Origin of the sequence: Vibrio sp. Y10_XG_PY6, from assembly GCF_024181795.1 — a bacterium.
Taxonomy (GTDB): Bacteria; Pseudomonadota; Gammaproteobacteria; order Enterobacterales; family Vibrionaceae; genus Vibrio; species Vibrio diabolicus.
Genome location: NZ_JAMZAQ010000003.1, coordinates 502,982 through 526,256, shown reverse-complemented (window position 1 = coordinate 526,256; position 23,275 = coordinate 502,982). Strand labels below are relative to the sequence as shown.

The 23,275-nt window shown below is 45.0% G+C and carries 22 protein-coding genes; 9 read left to right on the top strand and 13 right to left on the bottom strand.

The genetic code is table 11. From position 1 onward, the window contains the following. The first annotated feature begins 211 nt into the window (after positions 1-211). On the top strand, positions 212-580 hold the full coding sequence (locus NL644_RS18475) for a PilZ domain-containing protein (protein ID WP_053808612.1): 369 nt from the start codon (positions 212-214) through the stop codon (positions 578-580). A 28-nt stretch (positions 581-608) separates the two neighbouring features. Continuing rightward, entirely contained in the window at positions 609-1,610 is a 1,002-nt protein-coding gene (locus NL644_RS18470) for a M23 family metallopeptidase (RefSeq protein ID WP_005397491.1), read from the top strand. A gap of 77 nt (positions 1,611-1,687) precedes the next feature. Here NL644_RS18470 and tyrA read toward each other — a convergent pair whose 3' ends face one another. The 3 genes from tyrA to nagZ form a co-directional block, all read right to left on the bottom strand. Then, complete coding sequence (gene tyrA / locus NL644_RS18465; RefSeq protein WP_006743113.1) at positions 1,688-2,815, bottom strand: bifunctional chorismate mutase/prephenate dehydrogenase; 1,128 nt, start codon at positions 2,813-2,815, stop codon at positions 1,688-1,690. 21 nt (positions 2,816-2,836) lie between these two features. Continuing rightward, a complete protein-coding gene (locus NL644_RS18460) occupies positions 2,837-3,913 on the bottom strand; it encodes a 3-deoxy-7-phosphoheptulonate synthase (protein ID WP_005397501.1) in 1,077 nt (358 codons plus the stop codon). 207 nt (positions 3,914-4,120) lie between these two features. After that, entirely contained in the window at positions 4,121-5,104 is a 984-nt protein-coding gene (nagZ, locus tag NL644_RS18455) for a beta-N-acetylhexosaminidase (RefSeq protein ID WP_253658699.1), read from the bottom strand. Positions 5,105-5,203: 99 nt separating this feature from the next. Between nagZ and NL644_RS18450 the strand changes: the two genes are divergently transcribed. Together NL644_RS18450 and murQ are read left to right on the top strand one after the other, a co-directional pair. Beyond that, the gene (locus NL644_RS18450; RefSeq protein ID WP_114323174.1) at positions 5,204-6,316 is read left to right on the top strand and encodes an anhydro-N-acetylmuramic acid kinase; all 1,113 of its coding nucleotides are present in this window, start codon (positions 5,204-5,206) and stop codon (positions 6,314-6,316) included. A gap of 20 nt (positions 6,317-6,336) precedes the next feature. Beyond that, positions 6,337-7,266, top strand: a complete 930-nt coding sequence (murQ, locus tag NL644_RS18445) for an N-acetylmuramic acid 6-phosphate etherase (RefSeq protein ID WP_114323173.1) — start codon at positions 6,337-6,339, stop codon at positions 7,264-7,266. A 51-nt stretch (positions 7,267-7,317) separates the two neighbouring features. Here the strand turns inward: murQ and NL644_RS18440 are convergent, their stop codons facing one another. Both NL644_RS18440 and NL644_RS18435 read right to left on the bottom strand, forming a co-directional pair. Next, complete coding sequence (locus NL644_RS18440; RefSeq protein WP_012842127.1) at positions 7,318-7,590, bottom strand: hypothetical protein; 273 nt, start codon at positions 7,588-7,590, stop codon at positions 7,318-7,320. A 111-nt stretch (positions 7,591-7,701) separates the two neighbouring features. After that, the gene (locus tag NL644_RS18435) at positions 7,702-8,043 is read right to left on the bottom strand and encodes a DUF2799 domain-containing protein (protein WP_012842128.1); all 342 of its coding nucleotides are present in this window, start codon (positions 8,041-8,043) and stop codon (positions 7,702-7,704) included. Positions 8,044-8,323: 280 nt separating this feature from the next. Here NL644_RS18435 and NL644_RS18430 point away from each other — a divergent pair, with 280 nt between their 5' ends. The 4 genes from NL644_RS18430 (at position 8,324) to NL644_RS18415 (ending at position 12,977) form a co-directional block, all read left to right on the top strand. Then, positions 8,324-9,808, top strand: a complete 1,485-nt coding sequence (locus tag NL644_RS18430) for a carbon starvation protein A (RefSeq protein WP_005381914.1) — start codon at positions 8,324-8,326, stop codon at positions 9,806-9,808. 193 nt (positions 9,809-10,001) lie between these two features. Next, on the top strand, positions 10,002-11,672 hold the full coding sequence (locus NL644_RS18425) for a sensor histidine kinase (protein WP_253658698.1): 1,671 nt from the start codon (positions 10,002-10,004) through the stop codon (positions 11,670-11,672). Positions 11,673-11,703: 31 nt separating this feature from the next. Next, a complete protein-coding gene (gene btsR / locus NL644_RS18420; protein WP_006743107.1) occupies positions 11,704-12,432 on the top strand; it encodes a two-component system response regulator BtsR in 729 nt (242 codons plus the stop codon). A 71-nt stretch (positions 12,433-12,503) separates the two neighbouring features. Continuing rightward, complete coding sequence (locus NL644_RS18415) at positions 12,504-12,977, top strand: low molecular weight phosphatase family protein (protein WP_253658697.1); 474 nt, start codon at positions 12,504-12,506, stop codon at positions 12,975-12,977. A gap of 46 nt (positions 12,978-13,023) precedes the next feature. On the opposite strand, the gene ispH is transcribed toward NL644_RS18415, so the two are convergent. The 6 genes from ispH to murJ form a co-directional block, all read right to left on the bottom strand. Next, positions 13,024-13,989 (bottom strand): 4-hydroxy-3-methylbut-2-enyl diphosphate reductase, encoded by a 966-nt coding sequence (gene ispH, locus NL644_RS18410; protein ID WP_047009110.1) that lies wholly within the window; start codon positions 13,987-13,989, stop codon positions 13,024-13,026. A 23-nt stretch (positions 13,990-14,012) separates the two neighbouring features. After that, the gene (fkpB, locus tag NL644_RS18405) at positions 14,013-14,444 is read right to left on the bottom strand and encodes an FKBP-type peptidyl-prolyl cis-trans isomerase (RefSeq protein WP_012842130.1); all 432 of its coding nucleotides are present in this window, start codon (positions 14,442-14,444) and stop codon (positions 14,013-14,015) included. 156 nt (positions 14,445-14,600) lie between these two features. Further along, entirely contained in the window at positions 14,601-15,110 is a 510-nt protein-coding gene (gene lspA / locus NL644_RS18400) for a signal peptidase II (protein WP_005397302.1), read from the bottom strand. 73 nt (positions 15,111-15,183) lie between these two features. Further along, positions 15,184-18,012 (bottom strand): isoleucine--tRNA ligase, encoded by a 2,829-nt coding sequence (ileS, locus tag NL644_RS18395; protein ID WP_167426875.1) that lies wholly within the window; start codon positions 18,010-18,012, stop codon positions 15,184-15,186. A 64-nt stretch (positions 18,013-18,076) separates the two neighbouring features. Then, the gene (gene ribF / locus NL644_RS18390) at positions 18,077-19,012 is read right to left on the bottom strand and encodes a bifunctional riboflavin kinase/FAD synthetase (protein ID WP_006743103.1); all 936 of its coding nucleotides are present in this window, start codon (positions 19,010-19,012) and stop codon (positions 18,077-18,079) included. A 70-nt stretch (positions 19,013-19,082) separates the two neighbouring features. Then, positions 19,083-20,645 (bottom strand): murein biosynthesis integral membrane protein MurJ, encoded by a 1,563-nt coding sequence (gene murJ / locus NL644_RS18385; RefSeq protein ID WP_074192056.1) that lies wholly within the window; start codon positions 20,643-20,645, stop codon positions 19,083-19,085. A 305-nt stretch (positions 20,646-20,950) separates the two neighbouring features. On the opposite strand from murJ, the gene rpsT reads away from it, so the two are divergent. Further along, the gene (rpsT, locus tag NL644_RS18380; protein WP_005381938.1) at positions 20,951-21,211 is read left to right on the top strand and encodes a 30S ribosomal protein S20; all 261 of its coding nucleotides are present in this window, start codon (positions 20,951-20,953) and stop codon (positions 21,209-21,211) included. A gap of 306 nt (positions 21,212-21,517) precedes the next feature. Here rpsT and NL644_RS18375 read toward each other — a convergent pair whose 3' ends face one another. Beyond that, the gene (locus NL644_RS18375) at positions 21,518-21,820 is read right to left on the bottom strand and encodes a metalloregulator ArsR/SmtB family transcription factor (RefSeq protein WP_005397309.1); all 303 of its coding nucleotides are present in this window, start codon (positions 21,818-21,820) and stop codon (positions 21,518-21,520) included. 289 nt (positions 21,821-22,109) lie between these two features. Beyond that, a complete protein-coding gene (nhaR, locus tag NL644_RS18370; RefSeq protein ID WP_005381942.1) occupies positions 22,110-23,000 on the bottom strand; it encodes a transcriptional activator NhaR in 891 nt (296 codons plus the stop codon). Positions 23,001-23,275: the final 275 nt, after the last annotated feature.

Sequence of the window (23,275 nt, the reverse complement as noted above, 5' to 3'; positions counted from 1 at the left end):
TTGTAATTTGTACAAAGGCCGCTATCATAGCGGCCTTTGTTTTCTTTGTTATAAAAAAGAGCTCATTAGCCCGTCTCGTTCGTTAAGAACATGACATTGCACTTGCGTCACTCTGTAGCGACCTCGACACTTTTCAAACAGCAATCGAACATTTTTTGTTCGCATTGATATACTATTCAATTCTGTTTGAAGACATGACGAGAAAATGCACATGGCAGAGAGACGACGCTTTTCACGCATTCTCCATCAAGCGCCAGCGAAGGTAGAGCAACGTGACTTGGCAATTGAAGCTAGGATTCAAGATCTTTCCTTACATGGTTTACTCATGAAAGTGGAAGAGACTGAGGCTTTGGATCCAGCCCTTCCAACCCATGTTACTTTTTCATTTGATCAATCCGAACAAGTGATTACGTTAAAAGCGCAAATTGTGGATGTTTCTAAGTGTGAGATTAGGTTAAAGATCATCAAGATAGACATCGAGAGCATTAGCCAACTAAAACGATTTATAGAATTGAATGTAGGCAATAACGACCTTCTGAACCGAGAGTTAGAACATCTCTCTGATTTAGGAGAAAAATAAATGAACGCCTATTTAAGTAACAATAACTATGTCTAAAAAAATCATCATGCAGATCCCGACGAAAGACGGCGATCAGCAGTTCTATTTGGGCCGCAGTTCGGTCCTAGCAGTATTTGCTTCGGTATTGGCATTACCCGCCGTCGTTGGTGGCGCGTGGTATCTCAATCAACAGCAGATACACAATAAAGACGAACTAACACAAACCATCGCCAAACTAGAAAGTGAAAAGGCCGAAATCACCGCGCTTTATGAAGAGCAGCTTGATACCAACCACTCGCTTTCTCAGTCATTGACCGATAAAAACAATCAAATTCAGCTATTAGGAAAACGGGTATTCGACGTCGAATCGGTTCTAGGTCTCGCTGACGAAGAGCTGATGATCGATGAAAACAACATGGCGTTAGAAGAGCGAATTGATGCAGCAGCTATCGATTCCGCGGTTCGAGCAACCATGTTTCGTTTGATTCCAAATGATAGCCCAGTGACATACCAACGTATTTCTTCTTCCTACGGCAGTCGCATTAATCCTATTTCAGGTAAACGACACGTTCATACTGGTATCGATCTTACCTGTAAACGAGGAGAAGAAATCCTCGCACCTGCAGACGGAGTGGTGGAAACCGTTCGCCCGAGTAATCGTGGCTATGGCAACTATGTCACTATTCGTCACTCATTTGGCTTTATGAGCTCCTTTGCTCACTTACAACGCTTTAAAGTGAAAAGCGGCCAATTTGTCAGTAAAGGCGATGTGATTGCTCAATGTGGTAGTTCAGGTAATTCCACTGGCCCGCACCTGCATTATGAGGTGCGCTTTCTTGGGCGAGCACTCAACCCTCAATACTTGATGGAGTGGACACCTGAAAACTTCAATTATGTATTTGAAAAAGAGAAAAAAGTGAAATGGGGCCCTTTAGTTCAATTGATTGATAATGTCGTGCGTCTGCAAGTCAATTTAACCAACTCCCCCTATCGCGACACCAGTATCAATACAGTATCAAGTGAAGATACCAGCAATACCGCGACTAATTGATTTATCTCTCGACACAAAAAAGAGCAGCGTAAGCTGCTCTTTTCGTTTCGGGCTCCGCACGGATAGATAACCCGCGATTAACCGCGATGAATATTATCATTCGCCTGTTTGAGTAAGTTTTGGCTCTCATTCATAAATTGTTGTGAATAATCACCAAACCACTCACTCACCTGCTCAAAGCTTTCGACAAATTTGGCTTTATCTTTGCTATCCAAAATCGCAAGTGCTTCGCCGAAGCGTTGGTGAAATCGCTTAATCATGTCGATGTTTTCTTGCGATGAGAGAATGATGTCACCGTAAAGGTTTGGATCTTGCCCAAACAGACGCCCTACCATCGCCAACTCCAAGCGGTAGATTGGTGAGCTCAACTTTAACAGTTGCTCAATGTTCGGGTTCTCTTTGCTTAGATGCATGCCGTAAGCAAATGAGGTGAAGTGACGCAGCGCTTGGATTAACGTCATGCCATGATCGTGCTCTTGCGCATCAATCTGACACAAGCTCGCGCCCCAAATACCAAACTGTTGCAGCAACCATTGGTATTGATCATTTCCACGCCCATCACAGTACACAATCACCTGCTTGGCAAGGCTCGGCACATCTGGACCAAACATTGGGTGTAAACCAACTACCGGTCCTTGGTGCACATTCAACATTGCTTGCAGTGGCTTAGATTTGATAGAAGTCAGGTCACACAAAATGCAGTCTTGTGGCAGATTACCTAGCTTTTCAATCACACCTTCTGTTAGGTGAATCGGCACAGTAACCACCACCAGGCCCGCATCTTTTAGGATGTCATCCGCACGATCCCAGTCTTTGCTACCAAGCACTTTGACTTGATAACCAGATAGCTTGAACATACGTCCAAACAGGCCGCCTAACTGGCCATTACCACCAATAATGACCACTGAGCGTAATTCAGGGTTCAAACACTTAAAACCGGAGTCTTTTTCACTGGCATAAGACTCACGCATGGTACGACGCAGAATATCTTCAATAAGCTGTGGAGGAATTCCCATTTTCTCAGCTTCTGCTCGGCGAGAAGCCAGCATCGCCGCTTCACGATCAGGGGCATAAATAGGCAAACCATGTTCGCTTTTTACTTCGCCAACTTTCTCTACCAGCGCCAAACGCTGAGCTAATAGCTCCAACATTTGCTTGTCGACTGCATCAATCTGATCGCGTAATGCGTTAAGTTCAACTGCCATTGATGTTCCTTAAATCCTGTATTAATTAGCCTTTAAACGATTTTCTAAGAAAGGCACTAGCTCTTCATGTGCATGACGTAATAGTGCCTCAGTTGAATCCCAATTGATACATGCGTCAGTGATAGATACACCGTATTTCATCTCTTCAAGAGCTAAGTCAGAAGATTGATTTCCTTCATTGATATGGCTTTCAATCATAAGGCCGATAATGGACTTATTACCTTCACGGATTTGGTGAATAACATCTTCTGCGACTAATGGCTGGCGACGGTAATCTTTACGTGAGTTGGCGTGACTACAATCCACCATTAATGATGCATCAAGGCCAGATTTCGCCATTTCTTGCTCACACTCAGTAACTGACACTGAGTCGTAGTTAGTTTGCTTGCCACCACGTAAGATCACGTGTCCATTAGCATTACCCTGAGTGGTCAATAGCGCTACTTGTCCCTCACGGTTAATTCCCATAAAACGGTGGCTAGAAGACGCAGCTTGCATCGCATTGATTGCGGTTGCCAAACTGCCATCCGTGCCATTTTTAAAACCGATTGGCATAGACAGGCCACTTGCCATTTCACGGTGAGTTTGTGACTCCGTAGTACGTGCGCCGATCGCAGCCCAACTAAAAGTATCCGCCAAGTATTGTGGGCTAATTGGGTCCAGAGCTTCAGTCGCGAGCGGGATTTCCATCTCTGCCAATTCCACTAGCAGTTCGCGTCCAACATGCAGACCATGTTCAATATCGAAGCTGCCATCGAGGTGCGGATCGTTAATCAGCCCTTTCCAGCCGACCGTGGTGCGTGGTTTTTCAAAGTAAACACGCATAACAATATACAGTTGGTCACTTAGTTGTTCAGAGAGCGCTTTAAGACGTTTTGCGTAATCCTTCGCCGCTTCCACGTCGTGGATAGAACATGGACCACATACAACCAGCAGGCGATGATCCTTTTTATGAATAATATTAGCGATAGTTTGGCGAGACTCTTGAATAAAGCGGCGCGCTTTTTCACTCAAAGGAAGCTTGGTTTTTAGCTCCTCTGGGGTAATAAGAACCTGTTCCTCACTAATATTAATATTGCTCAACTCACTTTTCTGCATAACTCTAACCTGTATATTTATTTTTACATCCAACCAAATCCTTGGTGAGACAACTAAGCTTTAACGACAAGATAACAGGCTAAAAAAGAAAAACAAGCGTACACAATAAAAAACATTTGGTGTAAATTTTTATTTACACACAAATAAAAAGCCAAAGTATAATTAACTTTGGCTTCTAATCGGTGTTTTGAATCGTTTACAAGAGGTTTAGCTGGTCAAGCGTTTCATCGCTTCACTCGCCGCTTTCCACTCTTGAGATAACTTGAGATCGCTTAGAGAAAACGACTGTTTTTTCAGTAACGCATCCGCCAGTGGCACTGTTGATACTGGCAAGTTATCCAACACCTCAATGTGTGCTTCACGCTTATTACACATCAATAGCATATCGCAACCGGCTTTCAAGACTTGAACCCCACGCTCGGCAGGACTACCCATGATTGCAGCGCCTTCCATCGTCAGATCATCGGAGAAAACCAAGCCTTTAAAACCGAGTTGCTGTCGCAAAACTTGTTTCAACCAGTATTCTGAACCACTCGCAGGCTGAGAGTCGTAGTTCGGAAAAATCACGTGAGCAGGCATCATGGCATCTAAAATACCGGCATCAATTTGCGCTTTAAAGATAGCCATGTCTTGTTCAAAAATGTCGCTGCGCTCGTCGTATGGCGTTTCTAAGTGTGAGTCAGCAATCACACCACCGTGACCCGGGAAGTGTTTGCCTGTTGTTGCCATTCCAACGCTCTTCATGCCCTGCATGTAAGCGGTGCTTAATCGAAGAATGGTATCGGCATCTTCGCCAAATGCTCGGTTACCGATCGCTTTACATTGATGACCTTTATCGAGCACGGGTGCAAAGCTTAAATCAATGTCGTGTGCTATCAACTCCGCTGCCATTAGCCAACCGCCCATACGTGCTAGCTCTTCGCCATTTTGATGTTTGGCGTATTCTTCGGCTGCAGGGATCAACGAGAAACCTTCACGGAAGCGTTGTACTCGCCCCCCTTCTTGATCCACACCGATCAAAATCGGGCGCTTGGCAGCCTTGCGGATTGATTGAGTAAGTGCTTGAAGCTGTTCACTATCATGATAGTTGCGAGCAAATAGAATTAAGCCACCAACCGTAGGATGTTCCAGAATTTCTTTGTCTTCAGCGGTCAGTTCATAACCCGCGACGTCAACCCATAACGGTCCCATGTTTTCTCCTCAAAATCGGCTGAATATCTCGTATTCGATGAGGTTATTCGCTTCAGATTTGCTTTACAATAAGTGAATGAAGAATTGACGAGATCGGCTATGAAATTTAACGAACTGTACATTGGTGTGATGTCTGGAACGAGTATGGACGGCGTTGATACCGCTCTGGTTGAAATAAGTGATGAGCACGTTCGTCTGGTTGCGCACGACGATTACCCAATGCCCACAGCACTGAAAGAAATGCTGTTATCTGTTTGTACCGGTCAAGCCACAAATTTAAAAGCCATAGGTGAATTGGATCACCAACTTGGCCACCTCTTCGCTGACGCCGTTTTACAACTGCTCAATAAGTCTGGCTACGTCGCGGAACAAATTCGTGCGATTGGTAATCACGGCCAAACGGTATTCCACCAACCTACTGGAGAGTTACCCTTTACCACTCAGTTGGGTGATGCCAACATCATCGCAGTGAAAACAGGGATTGATACGGTTGCAGATTTTCGACGTAAAGATATGGCGCTAGGTGGTCAAGGTGCACCGCTGGTTCCCGCTTTTCATAAAAGTATCTTTGCCATGCAAGATTCCACCACCGTCGTGCTGAACATCGGTGGCATTGCCAACATATCTGTACTGCATCCCGAGCAACCAGTCATTGGCTATGACACAGGTCCGGGCAACATGTTGATGGACGCGTGGTGTGCGCTGCACACTGGGCAAAGCTTCGACAAAGATGCACAATTTGCACTGAAAGGAACGGTAAACGCTACTTTGTTGACTCAATTACTTAAAGAAGCTTACCTCGCCATGCCAGCACCTAAAAGTACCGGGCGAGAACTGTTCAATATTGACTGGCTGCATCAGCAACTGGCTCATTACAATTTACCAACCGAAGACGTACAGCGTACACTCTGCGAATACTCTGCGATTACCATTGCCAACGAAGTCGACAAGTTTTCTCATGGCAGCACGCCTCAACTATTGGTCTGTGGCGGTGGAGCAAGAAACCCACTTTTAATGCAGCGATTGACTAAGTTATTGCCACAATGGCACGTTGCGACAACGGCAGAAAAAGGCGTTGATGGTGACTACATGGAAGCCATGGCATTTGCTTGGCTTGCGCAGCGCTATATTCATAGCCTCCCTAGCAATTTACCGGAAGTCACAGGGGCAAGTCGTCTCGCTTCACTTGGCGTACTCTACTCAAAAAATTAATCACGAAGGCTTAAATTACTATGACAAATGACGCGCTTATTGCGGCTCTTTCTCACCTTGTCTCTGAAGGTCGAAATCCTGAAACAATGGATATCGATCTTCTTCCTTCATTAGATATTGTGCAGCGTTTAAACCAACAAGATAAACTCGTCCCAATTGCGGTCGAGAAAGTGCTACCAGAGATCGCTCAAGCCGTTGATAAGATCACGGAAGCATTTAAGGTCGGAGGTCGGTTGTTTTACATCGGTGCAGGCACCAGTGGTCGGCTCGGTGTCTTGGACGCTTCAGAATGCCCACCAACTTTTGGCACGGATCCAGAGATGGTCGTTGGTATTATTGCGGGTGGAAAAGAGGCAATGTTCCGCGCGAAAGAAGGGGCAGAGGACGATCCTGCACTAGGCGAGCAAGATCTCAAAGAGAATGCACTAACACAACGCGATGTCGTCGTTGGTATTGCGGCAAGTGGACGGACACCGTACGTGATTGGTGGCTTAGAGTATGCGAACGAGCTTGGTGCCACCACTGTAGCACTATCTTGTAACCCAGACTCTCCGATTGCAGATATTGCCGATATTGCGATCAGCCCCGTTGTTGGACCTGAAGCGTTAACGGGATCCACTCGCTTAAAATCAGGGACGGCGCAAAAGCTCGTACTGAACATGCTCACTACTGCAAGCATGATTCGCCTAGGCAAAAGTTATCAGAACTTAATGGTAGATGTGAAAGCGACGAATGCAAAGCTAGTTGCAAGAGCGGCTCGTATTGTTATGCAAGCAACAGATTGTACTAACCAAGAGGCTAAAACGGCTCTCAAAGAAACGGACTACGACGCCAAGTTAGCTATTTTGATGATTTTAACCGGGCTGGATAAAGAAAGCGCGACTGAGCAACTGAAAGCCAAACAAGGATATTTAAGAAAAGTCGTGATCGATCAAGCGAATCAATCTTAATCAATAAAGCGCCTCACTTATTTAAAAGTCAGGCGCCTTTTATGGCTTAATTTAGTAGTTCAATCGTTCAATGTGAGTAATACCGACTTTACCTTCAAGGTCGCTGAACATATGAACCATTGCTGGGTATGGTTGTGCTCCAGGGTAGACAACTTCTGCATTACAGAAAAACGCATAGTTTTGTCCGGCTACGACTTGAGTAGCCACAACCAAAGGGGAATATTTGACGCCGACAAACCCCTCGATACCTTTAGCAAATACTTCTTTATCCTCTGCTTTGAGTTCATTAAATGGACTCCAGCCACCAGCCATTTGCGTTGACATAATGTGATTCCTTTTTTCTGTGCTCACTATCAAGCAATATGAACATGGTTTAATAATGGGAATTTTGCCACAATTATGTTTTGGACGGTATCACAACGGCTTTATTGACTATTAATTTGAGTACTCATTCCAGCCACGCTGCCATTCCATACGGAATTTTTGTGCTTGCTCAGTACCCTCACAAACCCCTTCATAATACTGACCAGATAGCCCCATTTGATACGCAAAAGCAGGGTTGCAGTATTCACGTAGCCCCTCTAAATAACCTTGGTCGTAATCACTTTGCTTAACGCTACCCAACTCACGCAGCTCGCTCATCGTGCGTGATGTATGTCCGGCTACACCATCTTGATATCCGATCTGATGCCAATCTCCTGACTTGGCAAGATCTTCCGTCGTTGCAGCGCATCCTGCAAGTAAAGCCAGCGCCAAACCTAACGTTGCCTTTTTCATGGTTCTTCCTTAAGTAATTGTTTTCAAAAATAAGCTTACCACTAATTATTGGCGTTTGCCGCTTAGCTTGCAGATTAAACCACTGACGCCTCGAATCAACCGCTCACTACTGCAATCAACCGTTCGCCAATTTTAAAAACCGCTCAAGCAGTATATCGACCACTCAGTGCTCTATTCGACCACTCATCTACTAACCGAATGCATTTAACACAAGTGACGCATAACATGCATCCTGAGATTAAAAAATTACCCTACCCAACTAAGACCAAGGACAATTGCTATGATGTGGTTTCTAACCTGTGTCGCAGCCCTAATCGGCGGATACTTCATCTACGGCGCTTTCGTCGAGAAGATTTTCGGCATCAATGAAAAACGCCAAACGCCTGCTCACACCAAATCGGACGGTGTTGACTTCGTTCCAATGTCAACAAAGAAAGTTTATCTAGTTCAGCTACTTAACATCGCTGGTGTTGGTCCAATTTTCGGCCCAATCATGGGTGCACTATACGGTCCAGCGGCAATGCTTTGGATTGTTGTCGGTTGTATTTTTGCTGGCGCAGTACACGATTACTTCTCTGGCATGCTTTCAGTACGTAACGGCGGCGCATCTGTACCTACTATCACGGGTCGCTACCTAGGTAATGGCGCAAAACACTTTATGAATATTTTTGCCATTGTCCTACTGCTTCTTGTTGGCGTAGTGTTCGTTTCTGCTCCTGCAGGCATGATTACTAACCTCATCAATGATCAAACAAGCTTGAGCGTAAGCATGACGACTATGGTTATCGCTATCTTCGCTTACTACATCATTGCGACGATTGTTCCTGTCGATAAAATCATTGGCCGCTTCTACCCACTGTTTGGCGCTCTACTTATCTTTATGTCTGTTGGTCTAATGACAGCCGTTGCGTTTTCTAGCGAACACACAGTAATGGGTGACTTCCAAGTTTCAGACATGTTCTCGAACCTTAACCCAAATGATATGCCACTATGGCCAGCACTGTTCATCACTATCGCATGTGGCGCGATCTCTGGCTTCCACGCGACTCAGTCTCCACTGATGGCGCGTTGTATGGAAAACGAGAAAAATGGTCGTTTCGTCTTCTACGGAGCAATGATTGGTGAAGGTGTTATCGCGCTAATCTGGTGTGCTATCGCTCTGTCTTTCTTCGGCTCTCTAGACGCACTATCAGAAGCTGTGAAAAACGGTGGCCCTGGTAACGTGGTATACAGCGCATCATTTGGTCTGCTTGGTGTGTTCGGTGGTATCCTTGCGTTCCTAGGTGTGGTTATCCTACCAATTACGTCTGGCGATACAGCATTCCGTTCAAGCCGTCTGATCCTTGCTGAATACTTCAACATGGAACAAAAGACGCTACGTAACCGCCTACTGATGGCACTTCCACTGTTCGTTATCGGCGGTATCTTAACTCAAGTAGACTTCGGCATTATCTGGCGCTACTTCGGTTTTGCAAACCAAACAACAGCGGTAATGATGCTTTGGACTGCGTCCGCTTACCTACTACGTCACAACAAGCTGCACTGGATTACCACTATCCCTGCTATCTTCATGACCACGGTATGTGTCACGTTCATCTTAAACAACAGCTCGCTAGGTTTTGGCCTGCCAATGCAACTATCAACTATCGTCGGTATTGTGTTTGCCCTAGCAGTGACTGGTTACGTTATCAAAACCTCTAAGGGTAAAGGTGAAACTGAACTGGCTGACGAAGAGAAACCACAAGCCGTATCAGAAACAGCGTAATACTCGTCACATCCGAGTGACTAAGATAAGAGCCTGCCAATTGCAGGCTCTTTTTGTTTTATACCCAAGTCACTTTAAGATTCAGAACTCGGAGCGCAGCACCACGTATTAAGCTGTCTTTATTTATCTGAGCCAAGTATCTTGAGGTGACTTAGGTATACAATAACAACATTGATTCTAGGTTAGGTTCACTATGGAACTGGTCATTTCCCTTTTACAACAGATGTGTGTTTACTTAGTTTTGGCTTACATGCTAAGTAAAACGCCAATCATCTTACCTTTGCTGAGTATTTCTTCGCGCTTAAGCCACCGCCTAATTTGTTACGTACTTTTTTCTGGCTTTTGTATTCTCGGCACCTATTTCGGTCTGCACATCAACGATGCTATTGCTAATACTCGTGCGATCGGCGCGGTCATGGGCGGGCTGTTTGGTGGACCTGTTGTAGGTTTCGCCGTCGGATTTACTGGTGGCATCCATCGATACTCTCTTGGTGGCTTTACTGACCTAGCCTGCGCAATTTCAACCACCGCCGAGGGCTTAATTGGTGGCTTGCTCCACGTTTATCTTATCAAGCGAAATAAAGGCGCATTGCTGTTTAACCCAAGCGTCGTATTCAGCGTCACGTTTGTTGCAGAAGTGGTGCAAATGATTTTGCTGCTCGCCGTCGCTAAACCCTTTGATCAAGCCTATGAGCTGGTGTCTGCCATTGCAGCACCGATGATCATCGCGAACTCATTTGGTGCGGCATTGTTCATGAGTATCCTGCAAGACAGAAAAGCGATCTTTGAAAAGTTTTCTGCGACGTTTTCGCGTCGAGCACTCACCATTGCTGATCGCTCAGTGGGAATTCTAAGCAACGGCTTCAACACCGAAAACGCAGAGAAAATCGCACGTATTATTTACGAAGAGACCAAAGTGGGCGCTGTCGCGATTACCGACCAAGAAAAAATCTTAGCGTTTGTGGGCATTGGCGATGATCACCATAAACCGAACACGCCGATTTCATCGCAAAGCACATTGGATTCCATGGAGAAAAACGACATCATTTATCTTGATGGCGCAGAACGTCCATACCAATGTTCCATCGCAAAAGACTGCAAACTTGGCTCCGCGCTGATCATCCCACTACGTGCGGGAAAAGAGGTCATTGGCACCATTAAGCTGTATGAACCGAAGCGTAAATTGTTCTCTACGGCCAACATGTCAATGGCGGAAGGGATAGCTCAGCTTCTCTCTAGCCAAATCTTGTATGGCGACTACCAACAACAACAAGCCTTACTCGCTCAAGCAGAAATCAAACTGCTTCACGCTCAGGTGAATCCACATTTTTTGTTTAATGCACTCAATACCATTAGTGCGATTACTCGTCGTGATCCTGATAAAGCACGTGAGCTGATCCAAAATTTATCGCACTTTTTCCGTAGCAATTTAAAGCAAAACATTAATACCGTGACGCTAAAAGAAGAGCTAGCGCATGTGAACTCGTACTTGAGCATCGAGAAAGCCCGCTTTACGGACCGCTTAGAGGTTGAAATCGATATTCAGCCTGAATTGCTGGACATCAAATTGCCAAGCTTTACACTCCAGCCTTTGGTTGAGAATGCCATTAAGCACGGCATTTCAAACATGCTTGAAGGTGGTAAAGTTCATATATACAGCGAAGCACACCCACAAGGTCATTTGATTACTGTCGAAGACAATGCAGGCAGTTTTGAACCGCCAAAAGAAAACCACTCCGGGCTAGGTTTGGAAATTGTCGACAAACGTCTCACTAATCAATTTGGGCGTGATGCATCGCTAAAAATTACGTGCGAGCCACATCAATTTACTAAAATGAGCTTTATCATTCCCCCAAAATCATAAAAGCACGCTGAAGCAATAAAGGTAATGTTGGATGTTAACCGCACTCGTCATTGATGATGAACAGTTTGCTCGTGAAGAGCTGACAGAGTTATTGGATGAAACAGGCCAAGTTGAAGTGGTGGGCAATGCCTCAAACGCGATCCTTGGTCTAAAAAAAATCAATGAGCTCAAACCTGATGTGGTGTTTCTCGATATCCAAATGCCTCAAGTCACTGGGATTGAACTACTTGGAATGCTTGATCCAGAAACCATGCCTTATGTGGTTTTTGTCACGGCTTACGACCAGTATGCAATTCAAGCGTTTGAAGACAACGCCTTTGATTACTTGCTCAAACCTGTCGACCCATGCCGTTTAACCAAAACGGTCAAACGGCTAAATAAAGTCATTAGTCAATCCGCCCTAACTCAACAGCTGTCTGCTATTACGCCCGATACTTTAGATCAGATTCCGTGCATCGGGCACAACCGTATCGTTATCATGGCCACCGACACGGTAGAATGTGCATACAGTGACATCAGCGGCGTGCATGTACGCTCCACCAGCCAAGCCGCGAGCACTCAACTGACATTAAAAACGCTAGAAGAGAAAACCCCACTGGTACGCTGTCATCGCCAATACTTAGTCAGTATTAAGGCCATCAGCGAAATCAAATTACTCGAAAACGGATTAGCAGAAATCATCACCAAAACTGGCTTTGAGATACCAGTAAGCCGCCGCTACCTTAAAGTGCTCAAAGAGATGCTGGGCATTAGCCACTAACACAAAAAGTTCACACATCGCCGCTGAGTTTCCGCTAGCGTATAAATAAGACGCTCCGAAAAGACGAGGCGATGATGTATAAAGTTTTGTTCATATGTAAGCACAATGCTGGACGAAGTGTGCTCGCTGAGTCGATCGCAACCCATATCCTGCCAGCAGAGTTTATTGTCGCCAGCGGTGGCTCTCATCCCACAGGCACAGTTCACCCGGTGGTGCAAAAATATTTAGATGACCACCAACTTCCCATTCCACATATCCACACCCACTCATGGGAAGAGCGAACTCAGTTTCTTCCTGACATCGTGATTATTCTCTGTGACTCTTTACATCAAGAGGCAGCTCCTCAGTGGCTTGCGGGTGGCGTTCGAGTAAACTGGCAAGTCGATGCCTTTCCAACTGAAGGTTCTGATGAAGAGGTGTACGCACATTGCGAAAGTGTTGCTCAGTCGCTTGAGCGAAGAATCACGAAGATGTCCGATATGATTATCGATGGCTTAGGGAAAGACCAAATTCGTGATTACCTAAATGAACTGAGAGAGATGTAAAAAAGGCGACCCACTGGTCGCCTTTTGAATATTCGATAAATGGAGATTAATCCACTTGCTTGATTTGCAGTTCTTTGGGTACTTCAAAGAACATATTCTCTTCACGACCAAGTACTTCATCAACCGCTTCGGCACCGACGAGTTCTTTGATTCGCTCTAGAATCTGATTAACGAGTTCTTCCGGAGCAGATGCCCCCGCAGTCACGCCGACCTTTGTTTTGCCTTCGAACCACTCAGGTTTGATATCTTCCGGACAGTCAGTTAAGTAGCCTGGTGTCCCTAGCTTTTCAGCTAGCTCTTTAAGGCGTGTAGAGTTTGATGAGTTTTTTGAACCCACAACAACCATCACATCTACGTCACCCGCTAATTCACGTACGGCATCTTGGCGATTTTGTGTCGCGTAACAGATATCGTCTTTACGAGGTCCTTGGATATCTGGGAAGACGCGGCGTAGTTCTTCGATAACATCGGCAGTTTCATCTACAGAAAGTGTCGTTTGGCTTACGTAATGAAGATCAGATGGATCTTTCACGATCGACTTCAGTTTCTCAACATCGGCCGGGGTTTCAACCAAGTACATACCACCGGTTTCACTCGCGTACTGCCCCATTGTGCCTTCGACTTCAGGGTGACCTGCGTGACCAATCAGAACCACTTCCATATTGCGGCGGCTTGCTCGCGCTACTTCCATATGCACTTTGGTTACCAACGGGCACGTCGCGTCAAATACCGTCAAATCTCGCTGCTTGGCTTCCTGACGAACCGCCTGCGATACACCATGAGCAGAAAAAATCACAATGTTGTTGTCTGGCACTTCATGCAGCTCTTCAACGAAGACAGCGCCACGTTGTTTTAGCCCTTCAACCACAAAACGGTTATGCACCACCTCATGACGAACATAAATCGGTGGCTGATACATCTCTAGCGCACGCTCTACGATGCTAATCGCACGGTCTACACCAGCACAAAAGCCGCGTGGGTTAGCTAATAGGATTTTCATTTCATTGCTCATGGAAATTATCTTTATTGGGTTCGCTATTCTACTGACAAAATTTCAACTTCGAAAGTCACGTCTTGTCCCGCTAGAGGATGGTTGAAGTCCACAGTGACTGAATCGCCAGCAATCTCTGTAATAATGCCCGGGATTTCCATGCCATCAGGACCACTGAACGCCATGATTGTACCCACTTCTACTTCTGCATCACCTACAAACTTAGTGCGATCCATATGGTGTACATGGTCTGGGTTTGGCATGCCAAACGCGTCTTCTGCTTTTAGCTCAATCGCTTTTTGTGCGCCTGTTTCGAGGCCTATCAAGCACTGCTCAAAGTTTTCACTCAAGCTGCCATCACCCATAACAAATTTCGCTGGTTTACCCATGTTATGAGTACTATCCGCAACCGATCCGTCTTTCATTTTAATTGTAAAGTGAAGGGTTACTACAGATTCATTGGTTATTGTTGTCACGTTACTGCTTCCTTGTTCTTGGGTTATTACGCTGTCAGCTTGGTCTTTTTATACATTGATATGCTGATTGGCGCTCCAACATAATAAAAAGCGTCGCTCGAATCAACGGGCGACGCTTAGGGTTATTCAACTTTTCGCAATATACACTGCCACTACTTAGGCTTTCGCCTCGTCTTTCTTTCGAAAGCCGTCAAGAATAATCATCGCGGCACCAATACAGATCGCCATGTCTGCAAGGTTGAACGCTGGCCAGTGATAATTACCCCAGAAAAAGTCCAAATAATCCACGACAAACCCATGTATTACTCGGTCGAATACGTTGCCTACTGCGCCACCAATAATCATGGCATAAGCAATATTATTCCATTTCTCTTTCGCTGGTAGTTTGCTCATCCAGTAAGTCAAAAGACCTGTAACGATAAAAGCAATACCTGTAAATAACCAACGTTGCCAGCCCGCTTGATCACTCAAAAAGCTAAAAGCAGCGCCATAGTTATGCACGTACAAAAGATTAAAGAATGGCAAAATTTCTATGCGGTTTGCCCAGCCATATCCCATGTTGTTCATTACAACATACTTAATACCAATATCAGCTAAAAAGATAACCACCGCTAACCATAACCAGCGAATACCAGATTGCTTTAAAGACAGTGCTTTTTCACTCATTACTTTACCTACAAACAGCCCCAGTAAATACTGGGGCTGTTAATTTTAAAAAAAGTTCAGTCGTTCTAGGCAATTACGCGAATTTACGTACTTCACCTTCGCCTTCTACGTTAGACACACAACGACCACAGATTTTCTCGTGACCTTCAATTGTGCCTACGTCTGGCGTGTGGTGCCAACAACGATCACACTTCTCGCCTTCAGCTGCTGCTACTTCAACAAACAAGCCTTCGATATCCGTGGCTTGTGCTGCATCAGTCTTCTCACCTAGAGGCTTAACTTTCGCCGCAGAGGTTAGTAGAACAAAGCGCAGTTCATCTTCAAGTTTGTTGATCTTCGCCGCTAAAGCGTCATCAGCAAATAGAGTCACTTCAGCTTGTAGTGCACCACCGATGGTTTTCTCTTTACGCGCATCTTCTAGAAGTTTGTTTACTGCACCACGAACCGCTTGGATCTCAGCCCAGAATTCATTGTTCAGCTCTTCACCTTCAGCAAGGCCGAATAGACCGTCGAACCACTCACCAGTGAATACGAACTTGTCGCGCTCGCCTGGCATTTCGTTCCAGATTTCATCTGCAGTGAACGACATGATTGGCGCCATCCAACGAACTAGCGCTTCTACGATGTAGTAAAGTGCAGTCTGGCAGCTACGTTGAGCGTTGCCGCCACGTTTTGCTGTGTACTGACGGTCTTTAATTACGTCTAGGTAGAAAGAGCCCATTTCGATCGAACAGAATTGCATTAGACGCTGAGTCACACCGTGTGTGTTGTACTCTTCGTATGCTTTAACAATCTCTTCTTGTGCTGCTAGCGCACGACCAACTGCCCAGCGATCTAGCGCAACCATCTCTTCAACAGGAACGATGTCTGTTTCAGGGTTGAAGCCGCTTAGGTTAGCAAGGAAGAAACGCGCTGTGTTACGGATACGACGGTAAGCATCTGCGCTACGTTTTAGGATTTCATCAGAAACCGCAACTTCACCAGTGTAGTCTGTTGAAGCAACCCATAGACGAAGAATGTCAGCACCTAGCTTGTTAGTTACGTCTTTTGGCGCAACCACGTTACCGATAGATTTAGACATCTTACGACCCTGACCATCAACCACGAAACCGTGTGTCAGTACTTGTTTGTAAGGCGCTTCGTCTTTCATCGCGATAGATGAAATTAGAGAAGACTGGAACCAACCACGGTGTTGGTCAGAACCTTCTAGGTATAGGTCTGCACTGTTGCCGTTGTACTCTTCACGAGCATCAACAACGGAGAAGTGAGTCACACCTGAATCGAACCATACGTCTAGCGTATCTAGTACTTTTTCGTATTGGTCAGCGTCAGCACCGAGTAGTTCAGCGGCATCTACATCCCACCATGCTTGGATGCCTTTCTCTTCAACCAGCTTAGCGACTTTCTCGATCAGCTCTAGCGTGTTTGGATGAAGTTCTGCTGTTTCTTTATGAACAAACAGAGCAATTGGCACACCCCAAGTACGTTGACGAGAGATACACCACTCAGGGCGACCTTCGATCATACCTTCGATGCGGCTTTGACCCCACTCAGGCATCCACTCTACGTTCTTGATTGACTCTAATGCTTTAGCACGTAGGCCAGCTTGGTCCATAGAAACGAACCATTGAGGTGTAGCACGGAAGATGATTGGAGTCTTATGACGCCAACAGTGTGGGTAGCTGTGCTCGTAAGCGTGGTGGTGTAGTAGTGCACCTTTTTCTTTCAGTACTTCTACTACTGCATCGTTCGCTTTAAATACGTGCTGACCAGCAAATAGCTCAGTGTCTGGAAGGTAAACACCGTTTGAGCCAACTGGGTTCGCTACTTCTAGGTTGTACTTGTTACCAACCGCAAAGTCTTCTTGACCGTGGCCAGGTGCAGTGTGAACAACACCAGTACCTGAATCAGTCGTAACGTGATCACCAAGGATCGCCGGTACAGTGAAATCGTAGAATGGGTGTTGGAACTGAGAAAGCTCTAGATCCGCACCTTTCGCAAAACCAAGGTTATGGAAATGCTCGATACCTGCGCGATCCATTACGTCTTTCGCCAGCTCAGCAGCAACGATGATACGTTCAGGTTGCTCGCCTTCAACTTGGATAAGTACATACTCAAGGTCATCACGTAGACACACAGCACGGTTCGCAGGAAGCGTCCAAGGAGTTGTCGTCCAGATGACAATAGAGATATCGCCTTTACCTTCATGGCCTTCAGTCAGCTCAAACTTAGACAGAAGCGCAGCTTCGTCAGCCGCTTTAAAACGAACGTCGATAGATGGCGATACTTTATCTTTGTATTCTACTTCCGCTTCAGCAAGAGCAGAACCACAGTCTGTACACCAGTGAACAGGTTTGAAACCTTTTAGCAGGTGACCATTGCTTGCGATCTTACCAAGAGCACGAATAATGTTCGCTTCAGTTGCGAAATCCATAGTGCGGTATGGCTTGTCCCACTCACCCATGATACCAAGGCGTTTGAAGCTCTCTTTCTGACCTTCAACCTGACCTGCTGCGTATTCACGACATTTCTCGCGGAATTCTGCTGCCGTCACTTTTTGGCCTGGCTTGCCTACTTTTTTCTCTACCATTAATTCAATAGGTAGACCGTGGCAGTCCCAGCCAGGAATGTAAGGTGCGTCAAAACCTGAAAGTGTTTTGGATTTAATAATAATGTCTTTAAGAATCTTGTTTAGTGCGTGACCAATATGAATGTCACCATTTGCGTAAGGAGGGCCATCGTGCAATACGAATGACTTTTTGCCTTTTTTAGCTTTACGGATTTCACCGTAAAGATCTTCTTTGTACCAACGCTTAAGCATTTCTGGCTCACGATTGGCCAGGTTGCCGCGCATTGGAAACCCTGTTTCAGGTAAGTTCAGGGTATCTTTATACTCACTCATCGATTCTTAATTCCGTTATATTGGGCGAAAATTAGACATTATGTTGAACGGTGGAATAAACCGCTCAACGCTTAAGCTGACGCAGCCACACCCTTGCCGCTTCAGCATCCAATTCGATTTGTTGTTTAAGTGCTTCAAACGACTCAAACTTTTGCTCATCTCGAAGTTTATGCAAAAGTTCCACTTCTAGTTGCTTGCCATATAAATTGGCATGAAAGTCGAATAAGTGTACTTCTAACTGCTGGCGAACGCCATTGACAGTCGGTCTTTGACCAATATTAGCAACACCACCAACTGGCTTATTTCCTAAGCCAAGCGCTTGAACAACATAGACTCCGGAAACCGGAGAAACACAGCGTTTCAAAGGAATATTCGCAGTAGGAAAACCTATCGTTCTTCCCAGCTTTCTTCCGTGAGAAACACGACCGCTGATGCTGTAGTTTCTTCCCAGCATCTGTTGCGCGGAATGCAAATCGTCACGCGCCAGCGCTTGACGGATAGCCGTACTGCTGACACGTAATTGTTGTAAACAAAAGCTCTGGGTACTCACGACATCAAAACCGTACTTTTCCCCTGCTTCCTGCAGCATTGCAAAGTTACCTGTACGGCCTTTGCCAAAGCAGAAATCATCACCAACGACAAGAAACTTAACACCCAAACGCTCGACCAACAAGTCACGGATAAATTCTTCCGCGGTTAAACTTGCAAAATGACGATTGAAATTGACGCAGAGCAAGCGATCAATATCGAGCTTACTCAATTGCACGAACTTATCGCGTAATCGCGTCAACCGTGCAGGTGCCTTATCTTTGGCAAACAGCTCCATCGGCTGAGGTTCAAAGGTCATCACAACAGAAGGCAATGATAGCCTGTCCGCTTGCTCAGACACTTGCTGCAATACTTGTTGATGGCCTTTATGGACACCATCGAAATTGCCAATAGTCAGCACGCAACCATGATGTCGCGGGGTGATATTGTGAATGCCTCTAATCAGTTCCATTGGATACTGCTTTCTGCCTCTGTTTTTACTTTACACTGTGTGAAACTGACGGATTATATACTAATCACCCTTAGTCTGTCCCAGCTTTTAGGTCTTTTAAGCGTGCACCAGTTAAAAATAGAACCACTAGGTAAACCACGGCTCCTAGAGCGATCAACATTCCTAGTACACCGCTGCGGTGAGCAAAGCTCCAATCGAGCCACACTGACATGTCTTCCAATTGCCATAAGATCGCAGCCACCATCGCCGCACCTGCAATAACCAAACGTATAATAAAGAAGACGGTTCGTTTGGTGATTTGGTATACCCCTGCGATATGTAGACCACGATACAGCAATGCCATATTCACAAACGCCGAAAGTGCCGTCGCGATAGCCAAACCAACGTAACCATAAAAGTACGCAAAAATTGCGTTAAATACCATGTTGGTCACCATCGCAATGATGCCGTACTTTACTGGCGTTTTAGTATCTTGACGCGAGTAATAACCTGGCGCGAGCACCTTAATCAGCATGAAGTTCAACAAACCTGAAGCGTAGGCAAAGAGCGACAATGATGCTTGATGTACGTCTTGAGGAGAAAATTCACCTCGCATAAACAGAACCATCAGCATAGGTTTTGCCAGTACCATCAGACCAAGCATTGCAGGAAGGCCAAGCAAGATCACCATGCGCACCCCCCAATCCATGGTTTGCGCGAAGCCTTCACTTTGTGCGTCAACGTGCTTACGTGAAAGCGCGGGTAAAATCACAGTCGCAATCGCAATACCAAACAAGCCTAAAGGAAATTCCAATAAACGGTCTGAGTAATACAGCCAGCTGATCGAACCGGTTTGCAAAAAACTGGCGATGAACGTATCAAACAACAGGTTAATCTGACTGACCGATACGCCAAATAAAGCGGGGATCATCAAAGTACGGATTTTCACTACACCCGGATCGCGCCAGCCCCATTTTGGCTTAACCATGACGCCTGCTTTAATAAGGAAGGGAATTTGGAATAAGAACTGGACCAAACCACCTAAGAAAACACCAATAGAAAGCCCTATTTCTGGCATTTCCATTTGCGGCGAGATAAACCACGCCGCCAAAATAATCATCACATTGAGGAAAACAGGGGTAAAGGAGGAGACCGCAAATTTACCTAATGTATTGAGGATAGCGCCCGATAGAGCGACAAAGGTAATGAACCATAAATAGGGAAAGGTGATTTTGAGCATCACGCTAGCAAGCTCAAACTTTGCTGCAGCCGGGCCACCATGCATCCAGTCAAGGAACCAACCAAAACCAAACACTGCAGTGACCACGCCGGAGCCTAGGACACCTAAAATGGTAACAATCGAGACTATCACCCCTAACGTACCCGCCGCTCTAGCAATCAGTTCCCGAGTTTTGTCCATGTCACCTTGAGCATGACTTTCCGTTAAAACAGGTACAAACGCTTGGGAAAAAGCTCCTTCAGCAAACAAACGTCGTAAAAAATTAGGGATTTTATTGGCGAAGAAAAAGACGTCTGCGCTTGCTCCTGCCCCCATTAAATTTGCCACTACAACATCACGAACTAGGCCAAGAACGCGGGAAATAAATGTCATAGCACTGACGATCATGCCAGACTTGAGTAGTCGTTTACTCACTGTAACCTCGGAATATCACCATAAGACAGCTAACCCTATACTGTTTCTCTGACAGGTGCTGTAAATAGACGTCAAAAATCTATCCGCGGGTTGTAAGGAATAAGTGTGCCTTTCGCGGATAATTATTAGCATTGGTATAAAAATGCTGTTAGAATCCCCGCCATCTTAACCGCGATAACCTCTCTTACCAAAATTTGTTTTGGCTTAGATCGGTTTTTGCACAAATCATTTGACATTTAAGCGCAAATGAGGGATATTCCTCGCCCTTAAATTGTCACAGAACTAAGTTTTTGGGAGTTAGACCCTTGGCAAATAGTAAATCTGCTAAGAAGCGCGCTATCCAAGCTGAGAAACGTCGTCAGCACAATGCTAGCCGTCGCTCAATGATGCGTACTTACATGAAGAAAACTGTTGCTGCTATCGAAGCAGGCGACAAAGAAGCTGCAACTGCTGCATTCGCTGTAGTTACACCTATCCTAGACCGCATGGCAACTAAAGGCCTTATTCACAAGAATAAAGCAGCTCGCCATAAGTCTCGTTTCGCTGCACAAATCAAAGCTCTTTAATAGAGTCCTGATTTTACAGTGAAGAAAAAACCGACCTTGTGTCGGTTTTTTTATATCTACAAAATTTTCTTAATAAAAAAGCTGGCAATGCCAGCTTTTCTTTTTTCTGCACGCCTATTCAAAGGCATCAGCTTATTTACCTTATAAAGCTCAAACTGGAAAGCACCAATAAAACACTTGAGAACAAAGCAAATTGGTCGATGCGCAACAACTCTACCATCAAAAGTTTAACGCCACTCTCAAATATTCCAACGAGTTAGATTCACAGCCTAAAATGAACGATATATTAGGTATATGTAATTAACGCTAAGCGCTTTCAGCACAATAAAGACTATGCAGTGTTTTTATTAACGCTTTCACTTCATCACTCTTTAATGTGTAGTACACGGTTTGTGCTTCTTTCCTTGTCGTGACTAACTCATCACGGCGAAGCCAAGCAAGATGCTGAGATAATGCCGACTGGCTTAGCTCTAACTTTGCACACAGCTCTCCCACGGACAGCTCTTGGTTATGCAGCATACAAAGGATTTGTAGGCGTCTCTCGTTTGCCATCGCTTTGAGCAACACGACGGCTTTTGCGGAGTTCTGCTCCATTTCTTGTAGATTCATGTGTTGGACCTCTAGCTACAACTTACTTATTCCAACCCTGGCCAGCTTGTTGTGTTGCACTGATTTATATATCTAAGAAAATCAAGATACACTTCCAGAGTCTTCATTATTAGAACCTCTAATTTAGTTGTTAGTGATACACCAATATTATCCACCAAAGTGGAGAATTGATGCGCCATCAATAATTAATAGTTTTGCTCACTAAAACAAGTATCTTGAGTTACTTAGGTATTATTTAGAATTATATTTTTATTGATAGTAATCTATTTATTTGCGCAACGATACGGGTTTACTCAAACATTTGACTGAAATCAGCATCACAAACATTTTTTACCGCTGGGTGTTGGATCATTCGTTCCGCAAAAATCACGTAGTACTCTTCTTTTAACCCATCGACATGACCAATTAGCTGTAGATTTCGGTCGTCCTCAATCTCCGACATGTATACGGTCGGCGCTAAGAAAATCACATCATCGTGATACCGTGCGAAAGCCTTCATCAACGCGACATCATCAAATTCTCCCAACACATTAGGCTGAAGACCTTGACGATCAAACCACTGAATAACCTTACGCCCCATTGCTGTTCGGCTTGCAGGAATCAAAAGCTTTTTCTGTTCCAGAATCTCAGGGAAACGCACATTTTCAATTTCAGAAGAGGCGAAAAAGCTCATGCTGCTCTCACCTAGCTTTTTGCTATAAAGGCCAGGGCTTTGAGTTGAGTCAACGGGACAATCCGAGAGGATCATATCCAGCTTGTGCTGAGACAGTCGTTCAAGTAGCAATTCGTGGGTTGACTCATAACAGCGTAAATGAATACTGTTATCTTCCGGGACAGTCGTCATTAGTACTTTACTGACCAAGCGCTTAGATAACGCATCGGCTACGCCAACTTCAAACAGAATGTTCGAGTGCTGACTGTAATTGACGATATCTAACATCTCATAACTCAAACCAAACATTCGGTCGGCGTACTTAAAAACAAGTTGCCCTAACTCAGTTGGCTCAACTGTACGACCATTTCGTTTGGTTAACTTTCCTTTCATGCGTTCTTCAAGCGCTTTAATCTGCCCTGTCACGGTTTGCGGTGTCAGGAAAAGCGCATCGGCCGCTTTAGTTACAGAGCCCTGTTTGCACACCATCCAGAAATAATATAGATGGTTGTAGTTTAGATGTGACATGATCAAGTCCCGAAAAGAAAGTGATGCTTTTTATACCAAATGTGACAGAGACAAACAATAAACTCGACAAAACCATACAATACATTACAAAAACATAAGTTTTACCGAATATATAAAATTAATACTGTCATAAAAGTTGAACTGAGGCGCATTTTCTCTCTAAAGAAAACGCAATAACCACACAAAACGAAAGCTAAATTTATTCATTAAATTCAAACATTTAAAAACCTTCATTTTTCCCTACTCACACCACTATCAAAAAGAACAATAAAAAT